Source organism: Simkaniaceae bacterium (assembly GCA_021734805.1).
Taxonomy (GTDB): domain Bacteria; phylum Chlamydiota; class Chlamydiia; order Chlamydiales; family JACRBE01; genus Amphritriteisimkania.
On record JAIPIG010000022.1, the window covers coordinates 16,190 to 38,340 of the forward strand.

General features: G+C 41.6%; 17 protein-coding genes. 9 read left to right on the forward strand and 8 right to left on the reverse strand.

The window, feature by feature from the left end:
* The first annotated feature begins 94 nt into the window (after positions 1–94).
* Positions 95–2,170 (forward strand): hypothetical protein, encoded by a 2,076-nt coding sequence (locus K9M07_05455; protein MCF7852666.1) that lies wholly within the window; start codon positions 95–97, stop codon positions 2,168–2,170.
* Here K9M07_05455 and K9M07_05460 read toward each other — a convergent pair.
* Positions 2,157–2,837 carry an SET domain-containing protein gene (locus K9M07_05460; GenBank protein ID MCF7852667.1) on the reverse strand — a complete coding sequence of 227 codons (681 nt, stop codon included), beginning with the start codon at positions 2,835–2,837 and terminating at the stop codon, positions 2,157–2,159. The two genes, K9M07_05455 and K9M07_05460, sit on opposite strands and share 14 nt — an antisense overlap.
* Before the next feature lie 111 nt (positions 2,838–2,948).
* Between K9M07_05460 and K9M07_05465 the strand changes: the two genes are divergently transcribed.
* Positions 2,949–3,344, forward strand: a complete 396-nt coding sequence (locus tag K9M07_05465) for a DoxX family protein (protein MCF7852668.1) — start codon at positions 2,949–2,951, stop codon at positions 3,342–3,344.
* Positions 3,345–3,410: 66 nt separating this feature from the next.
* Here K9M07_05465 and K9M07_05470 read toward each other — a convergent pair whose 3' ends face one another.
* Together K9M07_05470 and K9M07_05475 are read right to left on the reverse strand one after the other, a co-directional pair.
* Positions 3,411–4,823, reverse strand: coding sequence for an FAD-dependent oxidoreductase (locus K9M07_05470; protein MCF7852669.1), 1,413 nt, complete (start codon positions 4,821–4,823; stop codon positions 3,411–3,413).
* A 63-nt stretch (positions 4,824–4,886) separates the two neighbouring features.
* Entirely contained in the window at positions 4,887–5,336 is a 450-nt protein-coding gene (locus tag K9M07_05475) for a DUF4143 domain-containing protein (GenBank protein ID MCF7852670.1), read from the reverse strand.
* 304 nt (positions 5,337–5,640) lie between these two features.
* On the opposite strand from K9M07_05475, the gene K9M07_05480 reads away from it, so the two are divergent.
* Positions 5,641–6,747 (forward strand): hypothetical protein, encoded by a 1,107-nt coding sequence (locus tag K9M07_05480; protein MCF7852671.1) that lies wholly within the window; start codon positions 5,641–5,643, stop codon positions 6,745–6,747.
* Between the two features lie 18 nt (positions 6,748–6,765).
* Here K9M07_05480 and K9M07_05485 read toward each other — a convergent pair whose 3' ends face one another.
* The 4 genes from K9M07_05485 to K9M07_05500 are packed head-to-tail and all read right to left on the reverse strand — an operon-like array spanning position 6,766 to position 14,909.
* Positions 6,766–7,848: a hypothetical protein gene (locus K9M07_05485; protein MCF7852672.1), complete on the reverse strand. Its 1,083-nt coding sequence runs from the start codon at positions 7,846–7,848 to the stop codon at positions 6,766–6,768.
* Entirely contained in the window at positions 7,845–10,175 is a 2,331-nt protein-coding gene (locus tag K9M07_05490) for an autotransporter domain-containing protein (GenBank protein MCF7852673.1), read from the reverse strand. Before K9M07_05490 ends, K9M07_05485 begins: the two co-directional genes overlap by 4 nt.
* Positions 10,176–10,211: 36 nt before the next feature.
* Positions 10,212–11,318 (reverse strand): phosphodiester glycosidase family protein, encoded by a 1,107-nt coding sequence (locus K9M07_05495; protein MCF7852674.1) that lies wholly within the window; start codon positions 11,316–11,318, stop codon positions 10,212–10,214.
* Between the two features lie 24 nt (positions 11,319–11,342).
* The gene (locus K9M07_05500; protein MCF7852675.1) at positions 11,343–14,909 is read right to left on the reverse strand and encodes an autotransporter domain-containing protein; all 3,567 of its coding nucleotides are present in this window, start codon (positions 14,907–14,909) and stop codon (positions 11,343–11,345) included.
* A 221-nt stretch (positions 14,910–15,130) separates the two neighbouring features.
* Between K9M07_05500 and K9M07_05505 the strand changes: the two genes are divergently transcribed.
* The 6 genes from K9M07_05505 (at position 15,131) to K9M07_05530 (ending at position 21,948) form a co-directional block, all read left to right on the forward strand.
* Positions 15,131–15,646, forward strand: coding sequence for a DUF1697 domain-containing protein (locus tag K9M07_05505; protein MCF7852676.1), 516 nt, complete (start codon positions 15,131–15,133; stop codon positions 15,644–15,646).
* A gap of 66 nt (positions 15,647–15,712) precedes the next feature.
* Complete coding sequence (locus tag K9M07_05510; protein MCF7852677.1) at positions 15,713–18,196, forward strand: inverse autotransporter beta domain-containing protein; 2,484 nt, start codon at positions 15,713–15,715, stop codon at positions 18,194–18,196.
* A gap of 172 nt (positions 18,197–18,368) precedes the next feature.
* Positions 18,369–19,430 carry a GNAT family N-acetyltransferase gene (locus K9M07_05515; protein MCF7852678.1) on the forward strand — a complete coding sequence of 354 codons (1,062 nt, stop codon included), beginning with the start codon at positions 18,369–18,371 and terminating at the stop codon, positions 19,428–19,430.
* A gap of 6 nt (positions 19,431–19,436) precedes the next feature.
* The gene (locus tag K9M07_05520; protein MCF7852679.1) at positions 19,437–20,480 is read left to right on the forward strand and encodes a hypothetical protein; all 1,044 of its coding nucleotides are present in this window, start codon (positions 19,437–19,439) and stop codon (positions 20,478–20,480) included.
* 239 nt (positions 20,481–20,719) lie between these two features.
* Positions 20,720–21,475, forward strand: a complete 756-nt coding sequence (locus K9M07_05525; GenBank protein MCF7852680.1) for a type IV toxin-antitoxin system AbiEi family antitoxin domain-containing protein — start codon at positions 20,720–20,722, stop codon at positions 21,473–21,475.
* Positions 21,472–21,948 (forward strand): nucleotidyl transferase AbiEii/AbiGii toxin family protein, encoded by a 477-nt coding sequence (locus tag K9M07_05530; protein ID MCF7852681.1) that lies wholly within the window; start codon positions 21,472–21,474, stop codon positions 21,946–21,948. The genes K9M07_05525 and K9M07_05530 overlap by 4 nt, the downstream gene beginning before the upstream one ends.
* Before the next feature lie 18 nt (positions 21,949–21,966).
* On the opposite strand, the gene K9M07_05535 is transcribed toward K9M07_05530, so the two are convergent.
* On the reverse strand, positions 21,967–22,151 hold a 185-nt coding region (locus K9M07_05535; GenBank protein ID MCF7852682.1), incomplete at its 5' end, for a transposase.

The window sequence follows — 22,151 nt, forward strand, 5'->3', positions numbered from 1 at the left end:
GTTAAAAATATGATTTAAATAAGAGCATACTGATTCTTCAATTTATTTCGGTATCTGTCTATAAAAGTAAAAAATAGGATAGGCTTCATTATCTATGAGCTCCAATTTTTCTAAACGCTCCTTTAAATTCGATATCATAACGGTTTTTCTCCTTTTAATTACACTTTCGTTTTTAATTGTGATATTGATTACGTATACCGATGCTTCGTCCTCTATCTTAAAATTTGCAAAAACAGAAGTTTCACGTGTTGCCGACATCGTCAATCACCAAACAAACGATTTAAGACAAAATGCTGAAAATCTCGTTGAAATCGGTGATAATGTCTTATCAAGAGCGACTAATTTGACCGAGACCAATCCCGAAGTCAGCACTTTTTTGCTCAGTATTGTTCGCTATACGAGCAATATTTCAAGTTTTTATTTCGCAACACAAGAAGGCGATTTTTTAATTGCCTATAATCTCAATTTGACTTCCTTAACACATTATAATAAAAGCCCCAATACCCCCCTTCCCAAACAAGCCACGCTTGCACTGCAATTTTTAAGTCGCAATTCCAAAAGAACCATCAATCATTGGATGTATTTTGACAATAATCTCAATCAAGTCGCTGAAGAATTTCCAAGTGAAATTGAATATAATCCCCACGTCCGATCATGGTATCAGAATGCGATCAAAACACCCGGTCTCCATTGGAGTGATGTGTATTTATTTTATCCAAGCGAAGTCCCCGGAATTACGGCTTCAAAGGCGATTTATCGCGAAGATGGCAGCTTAATTGGCGTTGTTGCGGCAGATCTATCTTTTCTCTTGTTATCCAACTTTCTAAAACAGCTTCAAATTGGAAAAACGGGGAAAGTCTTCATTGTAAATCATAAGAATCAAATTGTTCTTCCTGAAATTAATGACAAAGAACTTAAATCTAAAGAACAACAGCTTGTGAATGATTCTCTTGTGTTATTTGCTAAAGAAAATGAAGCTAACTTTACCTATGAAGCTAATGATATTACCTATCTATCTCATATCAATATTTTAAAAAATTTCTTTGGACAAAATGGAAAAATGGTATTGGTCGTTCCCTTAAAAGAATACTTTGTCGATTTTATTGATATGCAAAATCACATTTTGATTTTTAGCATCGTCGTTCTCTTGATCGCCATCCTCTTTATCTTTATTTTTTCTGCCCGTATCTCACGTCCAATTATGAAATTAACTGAAGAAATTGCTAAAATTTGTAAGTTTGATTTATCAAGTGAAGTGCGCGTAAAATCCAATATCAAAGAAATTTTTATTATGGATAACGCTATTGCTTCTCTTCGAGCTGCGGTGCGTTCCTTTGCTAGATACGTTCCTAAAGAAGTTGTTAGAAACCTCATCGAAAAGGGCAAAGATATTGAACTCGGCGGTGAAAAAAAAGAACTCACCATTATGTTCTCGGACATCAAAGATTTTACGGCCATTTCCGAACAAATATCGATTGATGACTTAACGCATCTTTTAGAGGAATACTTTGATTCCCTGACGCATATTATTCTCGATCATAAGGGAACCATTGATAAATATATCGGCGACTGTGTCATGTCCTTTTGGGGAGCCCCGATAGACCTCCCCGATCAAGCTCATCTTGCATGTGAATCCGCTCTTTACTCACGCAATGCGATTCAAGCCTTTAATAAAAAACGCAGAGAAGAGGGTAAGCCTGAATTTCACACCCGATTCGGAATTAATACCGGTCATGTTATTGTTGGCAATATTGGAACTCACGAGCGGATGAACTATACGGCGATCGGCGATCCGATTAACACTTCCTATCGCCTGCAACTCATTGATAAAGACTATCATACAATTATTATGATTAGTGAAAGTGTCAAAGCTAAAATCAATGAACGTTTTCTCATACGCCCTATTGATATCGTCGCTTTCAAAGGAAAAGCCGAAAAGACCAAAATTTACGAACTGATGGGCTGTGAGGATCCTAAGCATAGCAATATTGTATCAAGTGACCGGGATCGCGAGCTCGCTAAAGAATTTACAAAAGCTTATGATCTTTATGCTGCAAATCAAATGGAAGAGGCCCTCGCCCTTTTCAAGCAGATTTATGAAACATACCCTGAAGACCATCCCACTGAAATTTATATCAAACGCATTGAATCGATACTCAAGAAGCTTTGATCTGATATGTTTTAGGTGTCATAGGGAACGGCTTGATATTGAGTGAACTCCAATAGCTATTCTCTTCATTTTCATAGTTAACGAGGAGTTGTTCACCCGGATTAATTCTCTTTTTTGCAAAATAAACGACCTCAACGGGTGAGAATTCAAAACCAAAATCATTTTTCTTTGGAACTTTCATAAGATGGGCAATCACGTTGGGCTTTTCAGAGTGATTAATGAATCGGGTAAAGTTTCCCTTTTTCTTTGCATCGAGTTTAATGGCATAAAAACGATTAGGATGGAACTTCATTTTAGGATCGATTCTCTTTTGTTCTTCTTTTGTTAAATGCATTTCCCCGATGGGCTCAAAGGCATAGGCCGTATTATCATCGCGATTTTGCGGGCAAATTGAGACCTGACCCGAATAAGGGCTGATCATTTCCCCACGTTCAATTGGTTTTGATTGAGGGTGCAAAAAAACGCCATGTCCAAGCTCCTTTGCGAGCTTTCGAATAACAAACCGTTTTGGAAAGCCATATGTTTTAATTTCATTTATAATTTCATTGAGTTCTTTAAGCTGAGATTTCGTCATTGTTTTGACGATTAATTCCTGCTCTTTAATCTCTCTCAATGCAATTTGTGCAATTTCATCAGACATGATTTGGCGAGGAAGATTAAATTTCATACGACCTTATTCAGATAAATTCACTTGTATATATTTATTAAGTCGAATAAAAACCATTAGTCAAGACATTTTTTTAAAAAACTTCTCCAAGTCAATTGAAAGGACAATCATATGAAATATATTTTGCTGATAGGAAGAATCTTATTTTCTTCAGTTTTTATTATTAAAGGAATTGATCATTTCACTCCTGCTGCAATAACATATGCGAGCAGCATGAATGTTCCGATTCCCGGATTCTTAGTCCCGCTTGCCGGAGTGATTGCAGTCCTTGGAGGGCTCAGTATTCTTTTAGGATTCAAAGCAAGAATTGGAGCTTGGCTTATTATTATTTTCCTTATTCCAACAACGTTTATGATGCATCAGTATTGGTCATTCAAAGACTTATATCACGCAATGATGAATCAATACTGTTTTATAAAAAATCTCTCCTTAATGGGAGCTGCTCTCATGATCGCTTATTTTGGTTCAGGCCCCTTCAGTCTATCTCATAATTCACACCGCTCATAATCAAAAAGAAAACTATTATTTGCAGCCTAGCTGCAAATAATAGTTATTTATTCATAAGGTGAGTTTTTAATGCCGTGTGTCGTGGACTCCGTTCAATGCAGCATTGCGAAGCAACTCTCCTTCAATGGTTGGATAATTCGAAACCGATGTGTAAAAATCAGATATCTTCCCGCCATAACGCATGACGGCATTTGGATAATGGATCATTCCGGCTGCTCCTTTTCCAATCATATGAGCGCCATAAACCGTTCCTGAATCCGGATCAAATAGCATTTTCACCATACCATCTTCATTTTCAATAATACCTCTAGAGGTTGATTTAAATTCGGCAACGCCAACGGCATACTCAATATTCTTTTCCTTCAATTCCATTTCGGTTTTTCCGCAACATCCGATCTCCGGAATTGTATAAATCCCTGTTGGAAATATCTCAGGGAACATTTCCGTCCGCCTCCCATGAGCTAAGTGAGCTATAATCCCCCCCTCTCTCCATGCTGTTGAAGCAAGACCGGGAGATCCTTTAACATCCCCACCGGCATAAATATGTGGAACAGAAGTTTGAAATAGTTCATTAACGGCAATATGTCCCCGATGAGTGAGTTCAACACCAATTGCATCGAGATTCAGCATTTTAACATTGGCAACTCTTCCCAATGCATGAAGTAAATAGTCTCCTTCAATCGTTCTATCATCAAAAGACAGCCTTACTACATCGTCTTCAAGATGCATGATCGGATCTTTAACGTTGGGGATATAAGAAAACCTCCCCGATTCCATCAAAATTTGCCGGAGTTTTTCACTGATTGCAGGATCAAGAAATTTAAGCATTCTCTCATTGGAATCAACGATTGTAACACGTGATCCCAATCGATGTAGAATAGTTGCATATTCAGACCCGATTACCCCTCCACCCATAACAATGAATTGATTTGGAATCTCATCCATCATTAGAAGTTCTGTCGAATTAACAATACGGCTTGAAAAATGAGCAAGTCCTTCAGGCTGTCTTGGCATAGAACCCGTTGCTATAATGAAATGATCAGCTACGACTGTCGCTATTTTACTGCCGGTTTCACTAAAAACAGCCACTGTGTGAGGATCGACAAATTCAGCTAACCCATTTAAATAACATACATGATTTCTTATCAAATCTTCCATTGTAGCATTCTTTTGATCTTTGATGACTTTTATAAGACCTTCTCTAAGGAGAGCAAAATTGGGAATTTCCGTTGTGCGCTGGGCAAGACTCCACAATGTTTTGGATGGAATCGTTCCCGAATGTAGAGATGCACCACCAAAACTCTCAAATCGGTCAATCACAATCGCCCGTTTTCCAAGTCGACTCGATTCAATCGCTGACGCAACTCCGGCAGGTCCTGATCCAATAGCGCAAAAATCTCTAGAAATGAATGTTCCTATGGCCTCAACACCTTGAACAAGTAAAGGTTCTACAGAACGAATGAATGATGATGCAGCCATTTTTTTACCTCATTTTGTTTGCCGCAGAAATCTAAACATGATTCTATGTTTTTTGTCATCTTATTAGGTAATAAAATCGAGATAATTTCTCTGAGATATACACTCAAATGAGGCATTTTTATATGTATCTAACCAAAGCCGTGGCGGAGTAACATTTGATTTATTCCATTTAAATTCATATCCATAAAGAGCGCCTTCTCTTTCTTCAACCCAATCAATTTCTTTTTGATCATACGTTCTCCAAAAATAGTTGCTACTCCATATTGTCTGATAGACTTGTTTCTTTATGCGCTCCATAACAAGATAATTTTCCCATAATGCTCCAATATCATCTCGTTTAGAAATCGGATTAAAATTATTAATGAGAGTGTTTCTAATCCCATTATCGTAAAAATAATAACGAGAAGATTTTGTCACTTCTTTTCTTAAATTCCGACTAAAAACTCTGATATTAATCAACACAAATACTTTTTCGAGTAAATCCAATGACTGAATTTTCATTAATTTAGTCATTATAAACAGCTGAATTCTTATAAATTTAGCTATTTATACTGACTAAATTTCTAATAATTGTTAGTTTTTTATTGAAAATTTATTGAGAAAAGATTTGAATATTTTTTATTCCCTAGAAATATCAATAGGGTAAATTTTGACATTTTAAAAAACCCCCTCTATGAATAGAAGAGGTTTTTTTGACGGTCAAGGAATATTGGCTATCACATCGTTGGCCGCGTGAGAGATCCCCCGCTAAAGCAGGGAGATTGGCCCGCTTGGTCTCCGTTTAAAGTTTTTCATTTTTTTTTAACTGAGAGTTATTATGAGACTATTATATCTTGCATCCGTCATGCTTTGCACCGGAACAATCTTTTCAGCATTCAATGAACCTGAACAAATTCCACCTGCACAAAAAACACCCCCCCTTGTGACATTGGCCGACCGGAGCTACACTTTTGAATCCCATTTTTTCGGGTTGATTTTGCAACCTTATGCCAATAATCTCGACTATGGGGCTGTGGCGCTCCCACTCAATTACGGTGATGCTCAACCGGCAGTTTCGCCAAATTGGACCATTCCGGAAATTTCAACAGATTTCCATTTTGGATTTGATGTAGGTATTGCCGGAATCTTCCATGATGCCAACTCTACTCTAATGCTAAATTGGGAATGGTATCACTCTCCTACAGATTCAGCAACAATCACAGTTGCCTCAGACAATATGGTAGGACCCTTTTTTGAAATCGGTCCGGATGCCTCCTCCTACAAAAAAGCCAAAGGGATGACAAACTTCCATTTTGACGAAGTCAACCTCAACTATGGAACTTTTGTCAATTTTGGAAAGCTTGTGAAGATGAATCTCTTCTCCGGGGTTAGTTTTATGCGCTTATTGCAACACTATTCAACCCGATTCTCAAATCTCAATGACACAATCATTAGAACACTTGACGTTCCATCAAAATTTATAGGAGCCGGACCACAATTGGGCCTTGATTTTGCAACAACCATTATTGAGGGATTTCAGTTCGTAGGAAATGCACGCGCTTCCCTCTTTGTCGGAAAATTCACTAATAGTACAACCTATAGCACCACATCCACTGATCTCGCTGACCTTGGCGATCAAAACCCTAATATCCAAACAACAAGTGTTGGAGATAAAATGGGGATTGTTCCCGGGCTGGAAGGAAGACTTGGCCTTCTCTACGAGTGGTTGTTTTCCGAACACTACATGGTGAAACTAGAAGCAGGCTATCAAGGACAAGTTTATATCAATGCGATCAGATCCATTGATATGGGTAGTGAAGTTGCACTTGGGGATATCGGATCTGTAGGAAGTGCCACAACAGGCGTCTATGCCCGCACATTTTTGCGGACTGTTAGCGATTTTGCTCTTGCAGGACCTTATGTCTCAATTTATTTTGGTTTTTAATAAGATTAAAAACTACCGTTACAAATTCCGATTCAGCATATAAAGATAGGTTTTTGATAATGCGGGGTAAAGCTGCCTTTTTACCTCATCGAATATTTCGGGGGCCACTTTAGAAAAGTGTGTCCCCTTTGCTTTGTGCGACTGAATGAGTGTGTAGCTTTGATCCAGCGGTTTATGGGGGGAATACCAATAGGATCCCAAATATGTAATCGAAGCCACTTTTTGATCATACGACAAAATAAGCATGAGCCGCATGGTGCAATCATAGGGCAATAACTCAGGGCCGAGCAATAACGGGTCTGATGGGATAAACTCCTCTACAATGAATGCGTTGGACCTATCAATGGCATATTGCGAATATGACCTTTCCATATCATCCAGCAATACCTGCTTGGGAGAACAAAAGATATATTTGAGAGTCGAGAGCAGATCTTTTTTTTCCAAAATAATGACCCCACGCCCCATCATCGACCGAATCGGTTTGATCACCACAATATCACCCGGAATATCAGCTGCAATCTGTGTCGCAAGAGCCTCAGATGCTCCTTTAAGATAGACCTTCCAAATGGGACGGAGTTTTTTAGCCTCATTGATCTGATCTAATAGGCAGTTCATCGCATACTTGTTTTGAGAATAGGGTAGAATAGCCCGATCAAGAAAAAGCATTTGAGGGAACCTTTTGTGCTCTTTTTGCAAAATCGGCTGAGGGCTTAAAGAAAAAAAACACGTTTGATAATCAGATAAGCGGTCGGGATCTCCTATAGGCTTCTCTCTTATTTTTGCAGCAATCCCTCCTTCTAAGTGGATGGAAGACCATCCGTGCGCGACAAAAGCTTTGTGCATATTTTTATAAAGGGGATGCGTAAAGTAGCCTTTTGAATAATAGCGTTTTAAAAAATGACAATAGCGGTCAGGGATTGCACCCTCTCCCTCAAGGAGCTCAGAACCACTGAATCGGGAATACGAACCGGGCTGTATCTCGCAGATTTTAACCCCTTGCTCCCGGTTGTACTTTAAATCGACAACAATAAAAGAAATATCGGCCATCGGATAAAGACAGTTTGTCCAAGCAAAAAGAATCAATCCAATGCCAATTTTCAAAAGCGTTTGCTCACAGTCAGTTTCAAAGCATTCGACCAATAATTAGCTCCGAATTCCCCTCCATAGCTGAGATCAACCATCAAAGAGCGATCTTTTTCTAAGAAGAAAATAAAGTCTAAGCCAAGCGCTCCCAGATTTAGAACCTGATCAACTGCCACCACCGTAAAAGATCCCGGCGCTCCTACAAAAGAGGTTTGAACGGTTCCCACTCCAAATGGTTTTTCAAAGACATATGAAACTTTTTCTCTAAGTGAAAAAATCCCCCAATTCCGTTCCCATTCTTGACCAAACTTGAGTCCCGTTTCACTACGCACCATTGAACTATTATTGGCAGTTTGAGAAGCATTAAAAGGAGATGCGCCGGTCTCAGTATACCCTTTCTGCCAAGAGATCGCCCAATCAAGTGCAGTAAATGGAACAATGCTACACCATGAATATCCCCACTCATATCCCACCTCTAAATGAGGAATCAGCTGCCAATCGGTAATATCGGCAGACGCTTTTTTAGAAAATCCCGGAAATGAAATATTTCTCGTATTGTCGGTCTGATTTAATGCCCCCCAGAGTGCAGGTGAAAAATAGAAATGACCTGCAAAAACATTCCCGTAAAGAGCCAAAAGATAAGAGTTAATGTTCCCTTTACCCATATCTTGATCTTCGTCAAAGTGAGAACGGACATAGGAGAGTGCGCCCCCGACAACATTCCTATTTTCCCATGCATGATCACAGCCAATGAGCACCGCTCCCGAGCTCATATTAAAGGAGGGATTTTGATCAATTGCCGAAAGGTGAGCATAATTTCCATAGCCGGCAACCCAAAGGGTCCATTGATGGTCGACAAAGGGAGGTGGAGGAGGCGTTTCAGAGGTATCAGCTATAAGTGATGCCATAAAATGAGCGCGATCGGAGCGACGGGGAGCAAATCGGTAGCAATCGAGGTGTGAAGCGAGCTGTCCGCCAAGAGAAAATGCCGTCTGAATGCCTACATAAGAGCCAAACGCATTTCTAGAAGGAGAGAGCGCTTCGAGCGCTTCTTCCAAAGCGCTTCCGGATAAATTACCTAATTCACTGACCATTTCAGTTGTTCCATTCGCATTGAAATAGTTTGCTAAGATTAAAGAATTGCCCGAAAGGTTGTTTGTTGTTGAAATGGGAATATTAAACTGATAGTTGAGCAAAAGATTGTGAGATCCTTGAGAGAGCGATAGATTGAAATTGGGGAGCGCCGTAATTGAAACCGTGTCAAAAGAACCGCTGATTCCTCCGGTTGTTCTAATAATCGTATATTGGCCACTTTGTGCATAAGTTCCGGAATTTTGAGTGATCGAGATCGTCCCATCTAGGGTTGCCGTTCCCGTCACGTCTAAGAGAGTCGCTGCAGAGGGACCCATTTCGACAACAAATGTAGAACCTGAGTCAAAGCTAACAGGGCCACTTGATAACGTGCCGATTGAATTGCCCGGAGCAAGTGTTCCGGACACATCAAGATCTCCTCCTACCGAACCGGTTCCCTTAAGAGTCCCGTCTGCGCCAACGGTCATATTACCCGGAAGTGTGCCATTCAGGATTAAAATCCCCCCCGTCACCTCATTAGCACCGCTCAGTGTATTTGTATTTGTGATGATTAGTGTTCCCGTATTGCCTTTTGTTAAAGAGCCTCCCCCGGAAATCACTCCGTCAATGGTATTTGTTCCCGAACTTTTGATGTTTAGAGTCGCATCTGTCTCAATACGAATTTCATCAGTGGAGTCATCTGAACTCACATTATTGAATGTATTAATTCCTGCGGCATTCACCTCAAAATAGTTATTTCCCTCAGTCATTGCAACGTTAATAATTGTTGGGCCGGAAGCGCCGGAATACGTTTGAAGTTCTCCATATCCTTTTAGATTATAAAGAACGGTTCCCCCTCCATCCCCGGCAGGGCCTGCTTCAATTGTCACATTTGCCGGATCATATTCTAGGGGATGATGTTCATAAATCTCAAAGGTTGCCGTAATATCCGAATCGACATTAACACCGGCTACACCGGATACGCTAAGATCAGTAATGACAGAAACTTGAGTGTCATCCGTAAATTGACATTGATCAAATGTCAACAAGGGACCGGCGTCTTGATTTGAAAGAGGACTATTGGCACCATTCCCATTAAATATGGCCGTGCTATCGGTTGGAACACCACCCGCCCAGTTGCTAGGACTTTGCATATCGGAAGAGGATGTACCGGTCCAAGTACTGTCTGCCCAAAGGGACATAGAAATAAGTACGGTATGCGCAACCAGCGCGATTTTCATCCATTGATTTCCGAGTCCAGTAATTCTAATCATATTCCCTGAATTTAAAAACAAAATTATATAAATCGTTTAATACTTTTGAGGCAAGATAAGAATGGCATCCGAAATGGGTCGGAGTTTTTTTTGTCCATTGGCCTCATCTTGATCGCCACGCGGAGTGTTTTTAACCTGGCCTTCATAAACCATAGTTGAACTCCCACCTCCATCTAAATTGAGGGCATCGACACAACCGAGCTTCTCCATAAAATGGCTCAATTCATAGATTGTCATCCCATCAAAAAGGCCTGTTTTATCTACAACAACAAAAACCCAATTTCCATTTGGCAAAATGCCTACGGCTGTTCTCGCACATTTCCCGATGAGAAAAGACTTGTTTGCCTGTTCAAGTTGAAAGTCCATTAATTTCGAACCGTGATGGATTAGAAGAGGACAGCCCCCGACAATGTAATCAAATTGATTCCATTGTCCTTGAGACTCTTGATCGATCTGTGGGAGCGCTTCTATAGAAAAAGAGAGGGGCATTCCCACTTTTAACCGTTCTTTAAGAGGGTGTTTCTCCTGAAGAGAGAGCACATACCCATTCTCTTCGGGGATAAGCGAATCGCCTCCTTGAATCACCTTCTCAATAACTCCATTGACTATGACAAGTTCTTCTCCATCTCGATCGGTAAGCGTTGTTTGGTGATAACGGGAGTTGAAAAGGATAGCTTCCCCCTCTTTTCGAGGCCGATTGAGCCCATCGATAGGAACCACCATTTTTTCTGAGCACACTTGTGCTGTCGCTAAAAGACAATCAATCCGTGGCTTTTGCCTTTTTGACGACCAGCCGATAGCGCCCCTTGGCTTAGAAGGAAGGGCATACCACTCACCGATCTTTAATGCACCCGCAGCCAGTCCGTCAACAGCCCCTCCTATTTTAAAAAAACCCCCATTGACAGCCGCCCAAGCTCCCAAACGCCGGCTGATTGATAAAGCCGTTTGCCTACCCAAAGCCTTTGCAGGATTGATCTGATAAAGATCGGGATTGACCTTGATGATATGAACCGACTGAGATCCCAATATAAAACTCAGAGCGGAAGAAGAAAGGGGAATTTCAATATGTTGATACTCAAGTCCCTCTCTTGAAAAAAGAGATATAAGAGGGAGAAAAAAAAGGAGAACCCACCTTCCTTTCATATCAATAAACTCACAACGTTAATATTAAAAGTCTTTCCTAACAGTTAAGTTCAACTGATTAGACCAGTATCGAGATCCGAATTCCCCTTCGTAGGCTAAATCAACCTTAACCGGTTGTTGCTTGCCAATAACAAAAAGAAAGTCCAAGCCTATCGCCCCTAAATTGAGATTTTGATTGACTGCTTGTACCGTAAACGTACCGGGTGTTCCTATAAAGGCCGTCTTAACAGAGCCTGTACCAAAAGGCTTTTCAAAAATATAACTCGCTTTCTCTCTCAAGAAAAAAGTGCCCCAATCGTATTCCCATTTCTCACAAAATTTCAATCCCGTTTCACTCTGCACCATGGAGAAACTTTCTGCCTCACTCGTCGCGTTGAAAGGGGCTGCGCCTCGCTCTTCATACCCCCTTTGCCAAGTAATTGCCCAATCTACGGAGGAAAAAGGAAGGATATTCCCCCAAGAAAAAGAAGCATCATACCCAACTTCTAAATGAGGGACCAGTTGCCAAGCAAAAATATTTGCCTTTGCTTTTCCGAAGAATTCGGGAAAAGAAATCTCTCGCGTATTGTTGATTTCATCAAATATTCCCCAAATAACGGGAGAAAAATAAAAGTTTCTCGCAAAAATGTTTGCGTAGATGCCGGCAACATAAGCGTTGATATTGCCATGTCCAAAATGATTGTCTTCAGTATAGTGCGTATGAGCGTAGCCTAAAGAACCTCCGATCAGGTTTCTATTCTCATGATAATCAACCCCTATAAGCACACCTTCAGACAAGTAATTAAAGGAAGGATTCTGCAGCGAGGCTTTCTCATGAGCATATTCACCAAAACCCGAAATCCAGGCAGACACCCTATGCTCAGATTGCCGACTCTTATCAGATATCCCGACATATCCCGATGCATCGGCAACTAAGGCTGTCGTAAAAGCATTTTCCAAAGAAGCATTTCCTCCAATGCGAAAAGCATCCAAATGCCCCATGACAATTTGACTTAAAGAAAATGCCGTTTGCTGCGCGATAAAGGATCCAAAAGCATTTCTAGCCGGAGAAATGCGATTCAGTGCTCCCGGCAATTGACTCTCCGTTAGACTTGTCAAAAGAGAGAGTGTCGAAGACGATCCATTTTGGTTGAGATTGTTTGCAATGACAAGGGCATTGCCGGAAAGATGATTGGTCGAGATCTCGGAAGAAACCGGAGTTGCCCCTAAGAGGAGATATACAATATTAGACATATAGGATAGCTGAAACTGAGCTCCGGCAAGGCCTCCCGTAATGGTTGAATTAAATTCCCCTGTGTATGCCCCCTCTAGAATCGAATATTGTTTACTTTCGGGATAGGTGCCTGCATTTTGAATCACATTCACAGTCCCCCCAAGAGTCACACTGCCACCGCCTGTAATCACAATCTTAGAACTATCTGTTGGATCGATTTCAATATTTGTAGTAGACCCGCTATCTAAAATCAGATCCCCTCCCGATGTATCAAAAGTGAGAGTCCCGATCGAATTTCCGGGAGAGAGCTTTCCAAAAATAGTTCCCCCTCCATAAACTGTTCCCGCTCCCCCAAGAGTTCCCCCTGAATTAATCGTAACGCCCCCTAAAACCTGTCCATTAACAGAGAGCCTTCCACCGGATACCGTCGTTTTTCCGGTGTATGTGTTCATTCCCGATAAGACCAACGTGCCAAATCCACTCTTCGTTAAGGCTCCTGTTGATGTAGCAATGATCCCACTAACGGTTGTATTACCATCCCCCACAAATGTTAAATCCTGCGTGCCGCTGATGGCATTTGCGTTACTTAGCGTTAAAGTGCCGGAAGTCGATCCAATCGTTGTGGCGGAGCCAAGCGTCATTGCCCCGCTGCAAGTGTTGCTACCCGAAACGTTGAGAAGAGCGCCGCTTCCATCGCCTTCTCCATTCAATGTCATTGCATTCGCAGCCGTAATCCCCCCTTGCACTTGTAATTGCGCGCCACTTGTCACTGAAGCAGAACCACTGCCCAAAGCCGTGTTATTTTGAATATTCAATAGACCTGCGCTTAAACTCGTTGCGCCACTATACGTATTTGCCCCCGATAAGACCAATGTGCCACCCCCGCTTTTTGTCAGCGTTCCGGTTGATGTAGCAATGATCCCGCTAACCGTTGTATTGCCCTCCCCCACAAAGGTTAAATCCTGCGTGCCGCTGATGGCATTTGCATTACTTAGCGTTAAAGTACCGGAAGTCGATCCAATCGTTGTAGCGGAGCCAAGAGTGATTGCCCCACTCCAAATATTGCTGTCTGAAACGTTAAGAAAAGAACCGCTTCCATCGCTTTCTCCATTCAATGTCAAGGCATTTGCAACAGTGATTCCTCCTTGCAACTGAAGTTGAGGCACTACTCCGAGTTGAACCGTAACGGACCCACTGCCCAAAGCCGTATTATTTTGAATATTCAATACGCCCGCAGTTAAACTCGTTGCGCCACTATACGTATTTGCCCCCGATAAGACCAATGTGCCGCTTCCGCTTTTTGTCAGTGTTCCGGTTGATGTGGCAATGATCCCGCTGACTGTTGTGTTGCCCTCCCCCACAAATGTTAAATCCTGCGTGCCGCTGATGGCATTTGCGTTACTTAGCGTTAAAGTACCGGAAGTCGATCCAATCGTTGTGGCAGAGCCAAGAGTGATTGCTCCGCTATAAGTATTGCTACCCGAAACGTTCGCAAGAGCGCCGGTTCCACCACCTGTTCCATTCAATGTCAAGGCATTCGCAGCTGTAATCCCCCCTTGCACTTGTAATTGTGCGCCACTTGCAACCGAAGCAGAACCACTGCCCAAAGCCGTGTTATTTTGAATATTCAATAGACCTGCGTTTACAGTGACCCCTTCTGTATAGGTATTGGCCCCGGTCATGGTGAAAACACCCGTTCCTATTTTAATGATCTCACCACGACCGGAAATTACTCCTGCATATGTTGTATTATTGGAGTCTCCCAAAGTCAAAGAACCTGCATCTACATTATCAAAAGTTACATTCCCACCTAAACTTCCCCCTCCGGATAGACTCAAAATCGTATTAGGGATCCCTTGGTTATTAAGTTCAACCCCAGCGACATTCGCAAGGACAATTGCCGAACTGTGAGAAAAAGAATCTTCAGCTCCCGATCGAAAAATACCCTCATTTATAAATGTTGTGCCACCATAAGTACAAGTACCGGCTACACGCAATACATCTGCCCCTGTTTTAGTGATCCCTCCGGAACCTGTGATTGAATTACAACTAAATTCGGCATCGGTCACAATCGAAATATCATTTGGAAGAAACAGAGTTGTATTGCAATTAGCACCACCTGTTGCTTCATCTACGGTAATAGAATTGTAAACATTTAATGTTCCGCTATTTAGAGTAAAACTGAGTGCCGTAGTAAAATTTAAGCTGGCTACACTAAAAGTCGAATCGACGTTGGCACTAGCAAAACTACCGGTTGCATCGGTAAACGTTGCAACATCACTAGAATTATTTGGAACTGTATTGGGATTCCAGCTGTTTGTATCAGACCAATTCCCCCCATCTTGAATCCAACTGGCAGAACCGGCAAACAGATTCATATTTAGAAACGCAGTCGCTAGAAAAATCAACCCAAATCTCATTCAACTATCTCTTGTGATAAGCTCAAAAATTATTTATATCTATTTTTAAGATTATAGAAATATTATTTTTTGCATTTGCCTGAAAAAGAATCAGCTAAGAAAACTTCTTAACTTCAACTAAAGTCGAAGATAAAAACCAATTATTTCTGTAAAATTGAAGTTTCTTATAGGATAACTCCATGGGTTCAAAACAAATAACATATGTAGCATTTCTCCGCGCCATCAATGTCGGTGGCAATTCAATACTGCTCATGAGCGAATTAAAGGCGCTTTGCGAAAAATTAGGCTTTGAAAATGTGCGTACATACATCCAGAGCGGTAATGTCATATTTGATAGCGGGCTTTCAGAGGAGATCCTTAGGGAACAACTCGAAACAGCACTTGATAAAAAAATGGGTAAGCATATTGTCACGACCATACGTACCCTTGATGAACTCATCTACATCCTTAAAAAGAATCCGTTTTCAAAAGAGCCACCTGCAAAAGTCGGTGTGTTGTTTTTTACACACCCCATTCAAAATGATTTTTTATCTTGTATTTCAACCTCGACAGGTGAAGAAGTAAAAGTTAATAAACGAGAAGCCTATATCTACTACCCTAACGGTATGGGTCGCTCAAAACTAAAAATCCCCAAACAAAGGGATGAAGGGACGATGCGCAATATCAATACAATTCAAAAAATAGTTGAGATATAAAAATTTGTCGGAAAACAAAAAAAATATATACTCCATTTCAGCAGGCAAACAAACAATGGATATTAGATGTCTTCCCTCTTCACTAAATTATTCATAATCGTATTGGCCTCTTGCACTACCCTAGCCTTTACTGAAGATACCTTACCCTCTTCTGAAAATTGCCCTAAAGACAACTCTCCTTGCCGCACTACCCTTCGCCACATCGAGGCCGGCGGGGTTGGATATAGCCAGGGGTACACGACTCTGGAAGCTTTTTTAGCCCCCTCCCCCAACCTTTGGTCTTTCATGCCTATTTTGGATGCGAGGGCCCATCTCTTTGATAATGGCAAATGGGCTGCTAACGCAGGCCTTGGAGTCCGTACTATTTTAAGAAATCGAGTTTACGGAATCAATGCCTACTATGACTACAGAAATACAAGCCGATTGCACTATAACCAGATTGGTCTTGGACTCGAGACGCTAGGCGCCCTCTTCGATGTGCGGCTCAATGGTTATTTACCTGTAGGTAATAAGCTCTCCGCCCCCTATAACACACAGTATGCGGGCTTCTCCAATCACAACTTGATCCTCTCAAGGGCATATCAATATGCCCTGAAAGGGGTCAATGCAGAAATCGGTTTTCACTTCGGAAAAACTCGGCTATTTGACTTTTATGCAGCAGCCGGTCCTTATTATTACAAAGGAGAAATCGGCGATCACATTTGGGGTGGCGAAGGGAGGCTTGTTGCTACATTTAAAGACTACATGGCATTTCAAATCAGCGATTCTTATGATAACGCCTTTCACAACCGCTTCCAAGGACAAATCTCTTTCACGATTCCTCTTGGCTCTCTATTTCGCTCTAAAAAAAGGGACTCTTCCCACTCCTGCCAACCGAATGCTTTGATGGCTCGGATGGTCCAACCGATCAACCGACAAGAGATCATCCCCGTTGATACCGGCACCCAACAAACTGTCGCCACTGACCCTACCACCGGCCAACCGCTCTTCTTTGTCTTTGTTAATAACACGAGTTCATCACTCGGCACCTATGAAAGCCCCTATCCCACCCTAGCTCTTGCACAGGCCAATTCAAAACCCGGCGATATCATCTACGTCTTCCCCGGCGATGGGTCAACAACAGGAATGAATGCGGGCATCACACTCAAAGCCGCTCAGAAATTTTGGGGATCGGGAGTCAGCTATACGCTTCAAACCAATCAAGGAACCGTTATCCTCCCGGCGCAAAGCAGCTCTGCTCCGAAGATTACCAATGCCGATATCGACACGGATGGAAATGCAATCACCTTGGCAACCAATAACGTTATCAGCGGTTTTAACATCACATCTCCACTGAATGATGCTATCTATGGGGCCGATCTCCACAGCTTGGAGGTCTCTTCGTGCGTGATTGAAAGTGCTACCACTTATGCCCTCGAGGCCTCCTTTTCAGGAGATGCATCCATATCTTTAACAAACAATCAGCTTTTGAATAACGTCAACGGTATTTTTTTAACTCTTAATGGGACATCTACCTTGGTCTGTTCGGATAATACGTTTCAAGACCAAACATCCGTTTCCTCCGTCCCTCTAGATGTATCTGCGGATAGCAATACTTTTACAGCCCACATTAATAACAACCTTTTTGATAGCAATACAACTGGCAGCGTCCGGTTTAATCTTGAGAACGTCGTCAATGCTGACATCAACTTACTAAATAATACCATTACAAATAATGGAACAGGATCTCAGGCATCCTTAGGATCGAGTATTGTTCTTATTTCAACCGGGGTTATCGATGATTGTTCAATCTTAGTAAAAGACAACACATTCTCTGAAAATACATCGAATTCTCTTTACTTGCATACGTCCGGCGAAATGACAAATCTCGAAGTCACCGCATCTAACAATACAATGTCAGATAATGGAGGCTCCGGCTTAGTCATTGCAACCCCGGTTGATACTTTGACGCTAACGGCAACGGATAATACCATCACCGGATGCGATGACAACGGAATCTCAATTATCAGCTCCGGAACTACGACAACAGGGACAGTTACAATCAATAACAACACCCTTACGGATATTGGAAATACATCAAACGGAATATCTCTAAGCCAAAACTTTTCAACGCTTAATCTAACCGTATCGAATAACGAAATTAACCGATGTGAAGGGACGGGAATCCTCAGTTATTCCCCCACCGGCATCGATTCTCTCACATTAGATATCTCAGACAATATCATTAGCAATTGTGAAAATGCCTCATCCAATGCAGCCTCAGGCATTGATATTGAGCAGTACACAGGCCTTGCGGGCTCTGTTACTAATAACACACTATCAGACAATACGGGAGTCGCTGTAATGATCGGTTCAACCTTATCAAATCCTACAGTCTGCATGACCCTTACCGACAACACTAATGATTCCAGTTATCTTGTGAGCAATCCTGTTGGCGGTACTTTTAACTTAAGCCCCTGTGATGTAGACACCGTAAACACCGGGACAATTACACGGGATGGAACAATTAACGCTGTCCGATCCTGCCCTGATGCCACCTCTTGCCCTTAAAATCTCCCCTTAAGCGTTGAGTTGCCAAAAAGCTGAACTCACTTCGACGCACAGACACTTCTTACGCTTTTAAAGAACAAAAGATAAAATATTGACAATAATTTAATTGTTTCTTTATACAAGTTGGCGGGAAAATTATATTCCTGCGTCTCTTATAAAATACGAGGATTACATGGCATCAATTTCAACTTATCCAATAGATCGCACTGAACCAACATTTATTGTTGTTGACAAAAGTTCATCAAGCTTTCCTGTCGTTAGAACTCTTTTTGAATCAACAATAGCCCCTTTGTATGGAGACCAAAAAAAAGCACTGAATCAAATTGGCGAAGGTGCCGATAGACTCTGTGAAATGATGTTTGTCAATGGACGCGAAATGGGACTCATCGTCTATAAAAAAACCCCTAGAGAAGGGCATCTCGAGTTAAAAACACTCTGCCTTATAAACCCATCTGAACATAGCGGAAGAGGGCTTGGTTCAGTTCTCCTTCAACGCATTGAAACTATCGCTCGCAACCGTCTTGCAGAATATATCGATGTTTCTCTTTCTTCGGAAAAACCCGAATCACTTTCCTTTTTCCGAAAAAGGGGATTTTCAGTCACTCGATCTGTTCGAGATTATTACAAACCCGGAGCGACCGAATTTTTCCTAGAAAAGAGGATTGGGTCCTCCGATCCTTCAGCCTCTCTAGCGAAACATCCCCGTTACTCCGGGGTTCCCTATCAAAGACCTCAACCAACGCTTGCTACTGCCTCACAATCTTTTGCAGCTTCAGGCAGATCCTTAGAGACAAGAGCAACAGATTCACGAACCTATTCACCTATAAGAGCGAGACCGATGCCTATGCCGGAGCGAGTAAGAACCGTCACTATAAAAATGCCCTACCTTCGTATGATTATATCGGGAGCTAAAACCTATGAAGGACGGATCAATAATGGAATGTTTAGATATATACGACCGGGCGATATCGTTTCCTGGGAAGCAGGACCTCACTCCGTTCAAACCCGGATTTTAGAGAGAAAAGAATTTAAGTCATTTGAAGAGATGGTCGATGGTATTGGCTTCAAAGCACTTATTCCCGATGCCCAAAATCCATCCGCAGCTGCTAGAATATACCATTCTATCCCTACATATACGGAACGATCTGCAAGCTTTGGCGTCGTTGCATTTAAAGTTGCAGTACTTTCCCATAACACAAACACCACCCTCTCTGAAAAAAGAGCAAGGGAGTAGTATTCCATGGCAAGTGCAATTCCTAGCTATTCACCAACAGAACCCTATTTAGTTCTTGAGAACATTCATAATGATGATATTCACGGAATGTGTCGTCATGAAGGCACCATTTTTACCGGATCAAAAGATACTACACTTCGGTTGTTTGACTTAGACACATCAGAGCGCCGTATCCTTTCTCAGGCCCCGGGAACAACACATCATTACTATACACGTTGGATCACAGCTCTCGACGTTTTTGATGACGGATCTCTCATTGCCGGCAGTCGAAACGGCTTTCTCCAATGCCTTTCAAAATCACGTGAATTTTTCAAAGGTTTTCTTGAAAATCCTATTGAGGCATCGGATGCTACATCACAAGCTCATTATAAGCCCAGAAATATGAATAGAATAACGGGGATTTGCGCTTTAGATACTAAAGGAATGACTGAGTTTTGCGTCCTCATAGGAACCCCGAAAGTTTTTTATAAATTTGATGTTGATAAAAGCTCAATTATCTCAATGCATACGCTCACATCTCCCGATTGGATCTATGGATTTCAGCCTCTCACACCGGAAAAAGTTGCTATTATTCATGCAGCGACATTCAGTATATTTCAAGAAATTGACGGAGAATGGACTAAAACAGGCGAACCTATTTCGGAAGGGTCAAAAATCGATGGAAAGCAACGCCCCTTTATATCGCATATTCAAGCTATGGATCATCCGGTTCATTCTGTTGCCCTTGCCCTCTTTGGTGGTGAAATAAAAGTCGTTGATATTGAAGCGGAAGCTGAAACCTTTTCCGCAAAAGGGCATACCGGGCGTGTTTGGCAAACGCTTCCGATGTCTGAAACAATATTATTGAGTAGTGCTGATGATAGAACTGTCAAACTTTGGGATATGCGTGCTTCCGAAAAATGTGCTCACACTTTTTCCGGGCACCCGGGCAGAGTTTCAGCTATGACAAAGATCGATGAATTCCGCTTTGTAGCCGGAACATGCCCTGATAACCCCTTCGAATCAGAAACAAAAGCCGAAATGTACTTCTACGATCTTCGAGAAAGATAATTGTTCCTGTCTAGATAGCAATGTCTCTATTTTAGAATGGCTTGTTGAACGGGACATCTCTCTAAATGCTCATCCGGGAGCTTACCCTAAATTTTTTCTCCCTATCCCCACATTTAAACCGTTGTATATTATATATAAATTGCTCACATAGAAACCTTTGTATTAATAATTTTAGTGTTTTTTAGATGTTGAAAATTGGCTATTGTCCAAATATTGACATATAATATACAATCAAGATTATGAAGAATTCACCACTAGGCATGAGCCTTTTACGACACCTTGCGGAGCAAGGGCTGAGAATTTTTTCGACAGCACAAGCTCAGGCTGCTGGTTTGAAAATAGGAATGAATCCTAAATACGTGTCAGAAGCTTTACATCACCTAAAGAATGGGGGATGGGTAACTCGCCTAAAACGCGGAGTCTACGCTATTGCCGCATATGGGCCGGCTCCTCATGAATTTGCTATTGCAATGGCTCTTGTCACTCCTTCTGCGATTAGCCATTGGACGGCAATGCATTACCACCATGTCACAGAGCAAACTCCTAATAAGGTATTTGCTATTACTCCCAAAGGGACAGCAATTCCAAGATCTTTAGCCAATAGTATGTTTCGCTTTATCCAAGTAAAGGAAGAGCATTACTTTGGCATAGAAACAGTCTGGGTAGATGATATGAGAGTTCAAATAACAAACCTCGAAAAAACCTTACTTGATGGACTTATATCACCTGAATACTGTGGTGATTTCAGTGAAGTGTTGCATGCTTTTAAAATGGCTAAGGATAAACTCCGTATTCAAATCATGGTTGAGTATGCATTAAAACTCGATAAAGCAATAGCAAAACGCCTCGGCCTAATTTTAGATGGATTAGGAATTGAAAAAAAACACTTAGATCCTCTACTAAAAGTCCCAATGAAAAGTTACTGTAAATTTGATCCTAGCGGTCCTGTTAAAGGACCTTATAACACTAAATGGAAAATTCGAGAAAATGCATGAATATCTTACCTTTGCGCAGCCGTTTAGATAGAGAGAAAAAAAAGAGCGGTATAACTTTTGAGACAATTCAACAGGACTATCTCCTCTCATGGCTCCTATCTGGATTATACGAACATCCGTCTCTAAAAGAACAGCTGATCTTCAAAGGAGGAACAGCTTTAAAAAAGTGCTACTTTGGGAACTACCGCTTTTCCGAAGATCTTGACTTCTCTGTCATTTCATCCATTCCCAAAAAAGCAAAACTGGAAGCCAATTTAAATAGACAGCTACTCATTCATCAACGAAATCGAATTCAGGTTACGGATATTGGACGCTCAGTCTTTACTCAAGCTACTTCGATATTCGAAGCAGTGCAATCTCTTCAAACTTCTATCAATGCCACCAATGAATATTCCGGACAAGTCGTTGTGGGTTGCACTCATTCCTTTATGCAATCAGTTCTAATAGACACCTTGACAGCTCCCCATGGCTAAAACCGGGGGATTCCTAATTCACAGAGAACAGCTTTGCAACAAATTATTGTTGCCGAGTCTTCCGCTCTCTCCAAAGGCTAACCCCGCCAGCCCGACGGTTAAAATATTCTTAGCTGCATTGATATCTCTATCGAGCGTTTTCTTACAAGAAGGACACTCCCAGATTCTATCACTTAAGCTTAATCCATTATAGATATGTCCAC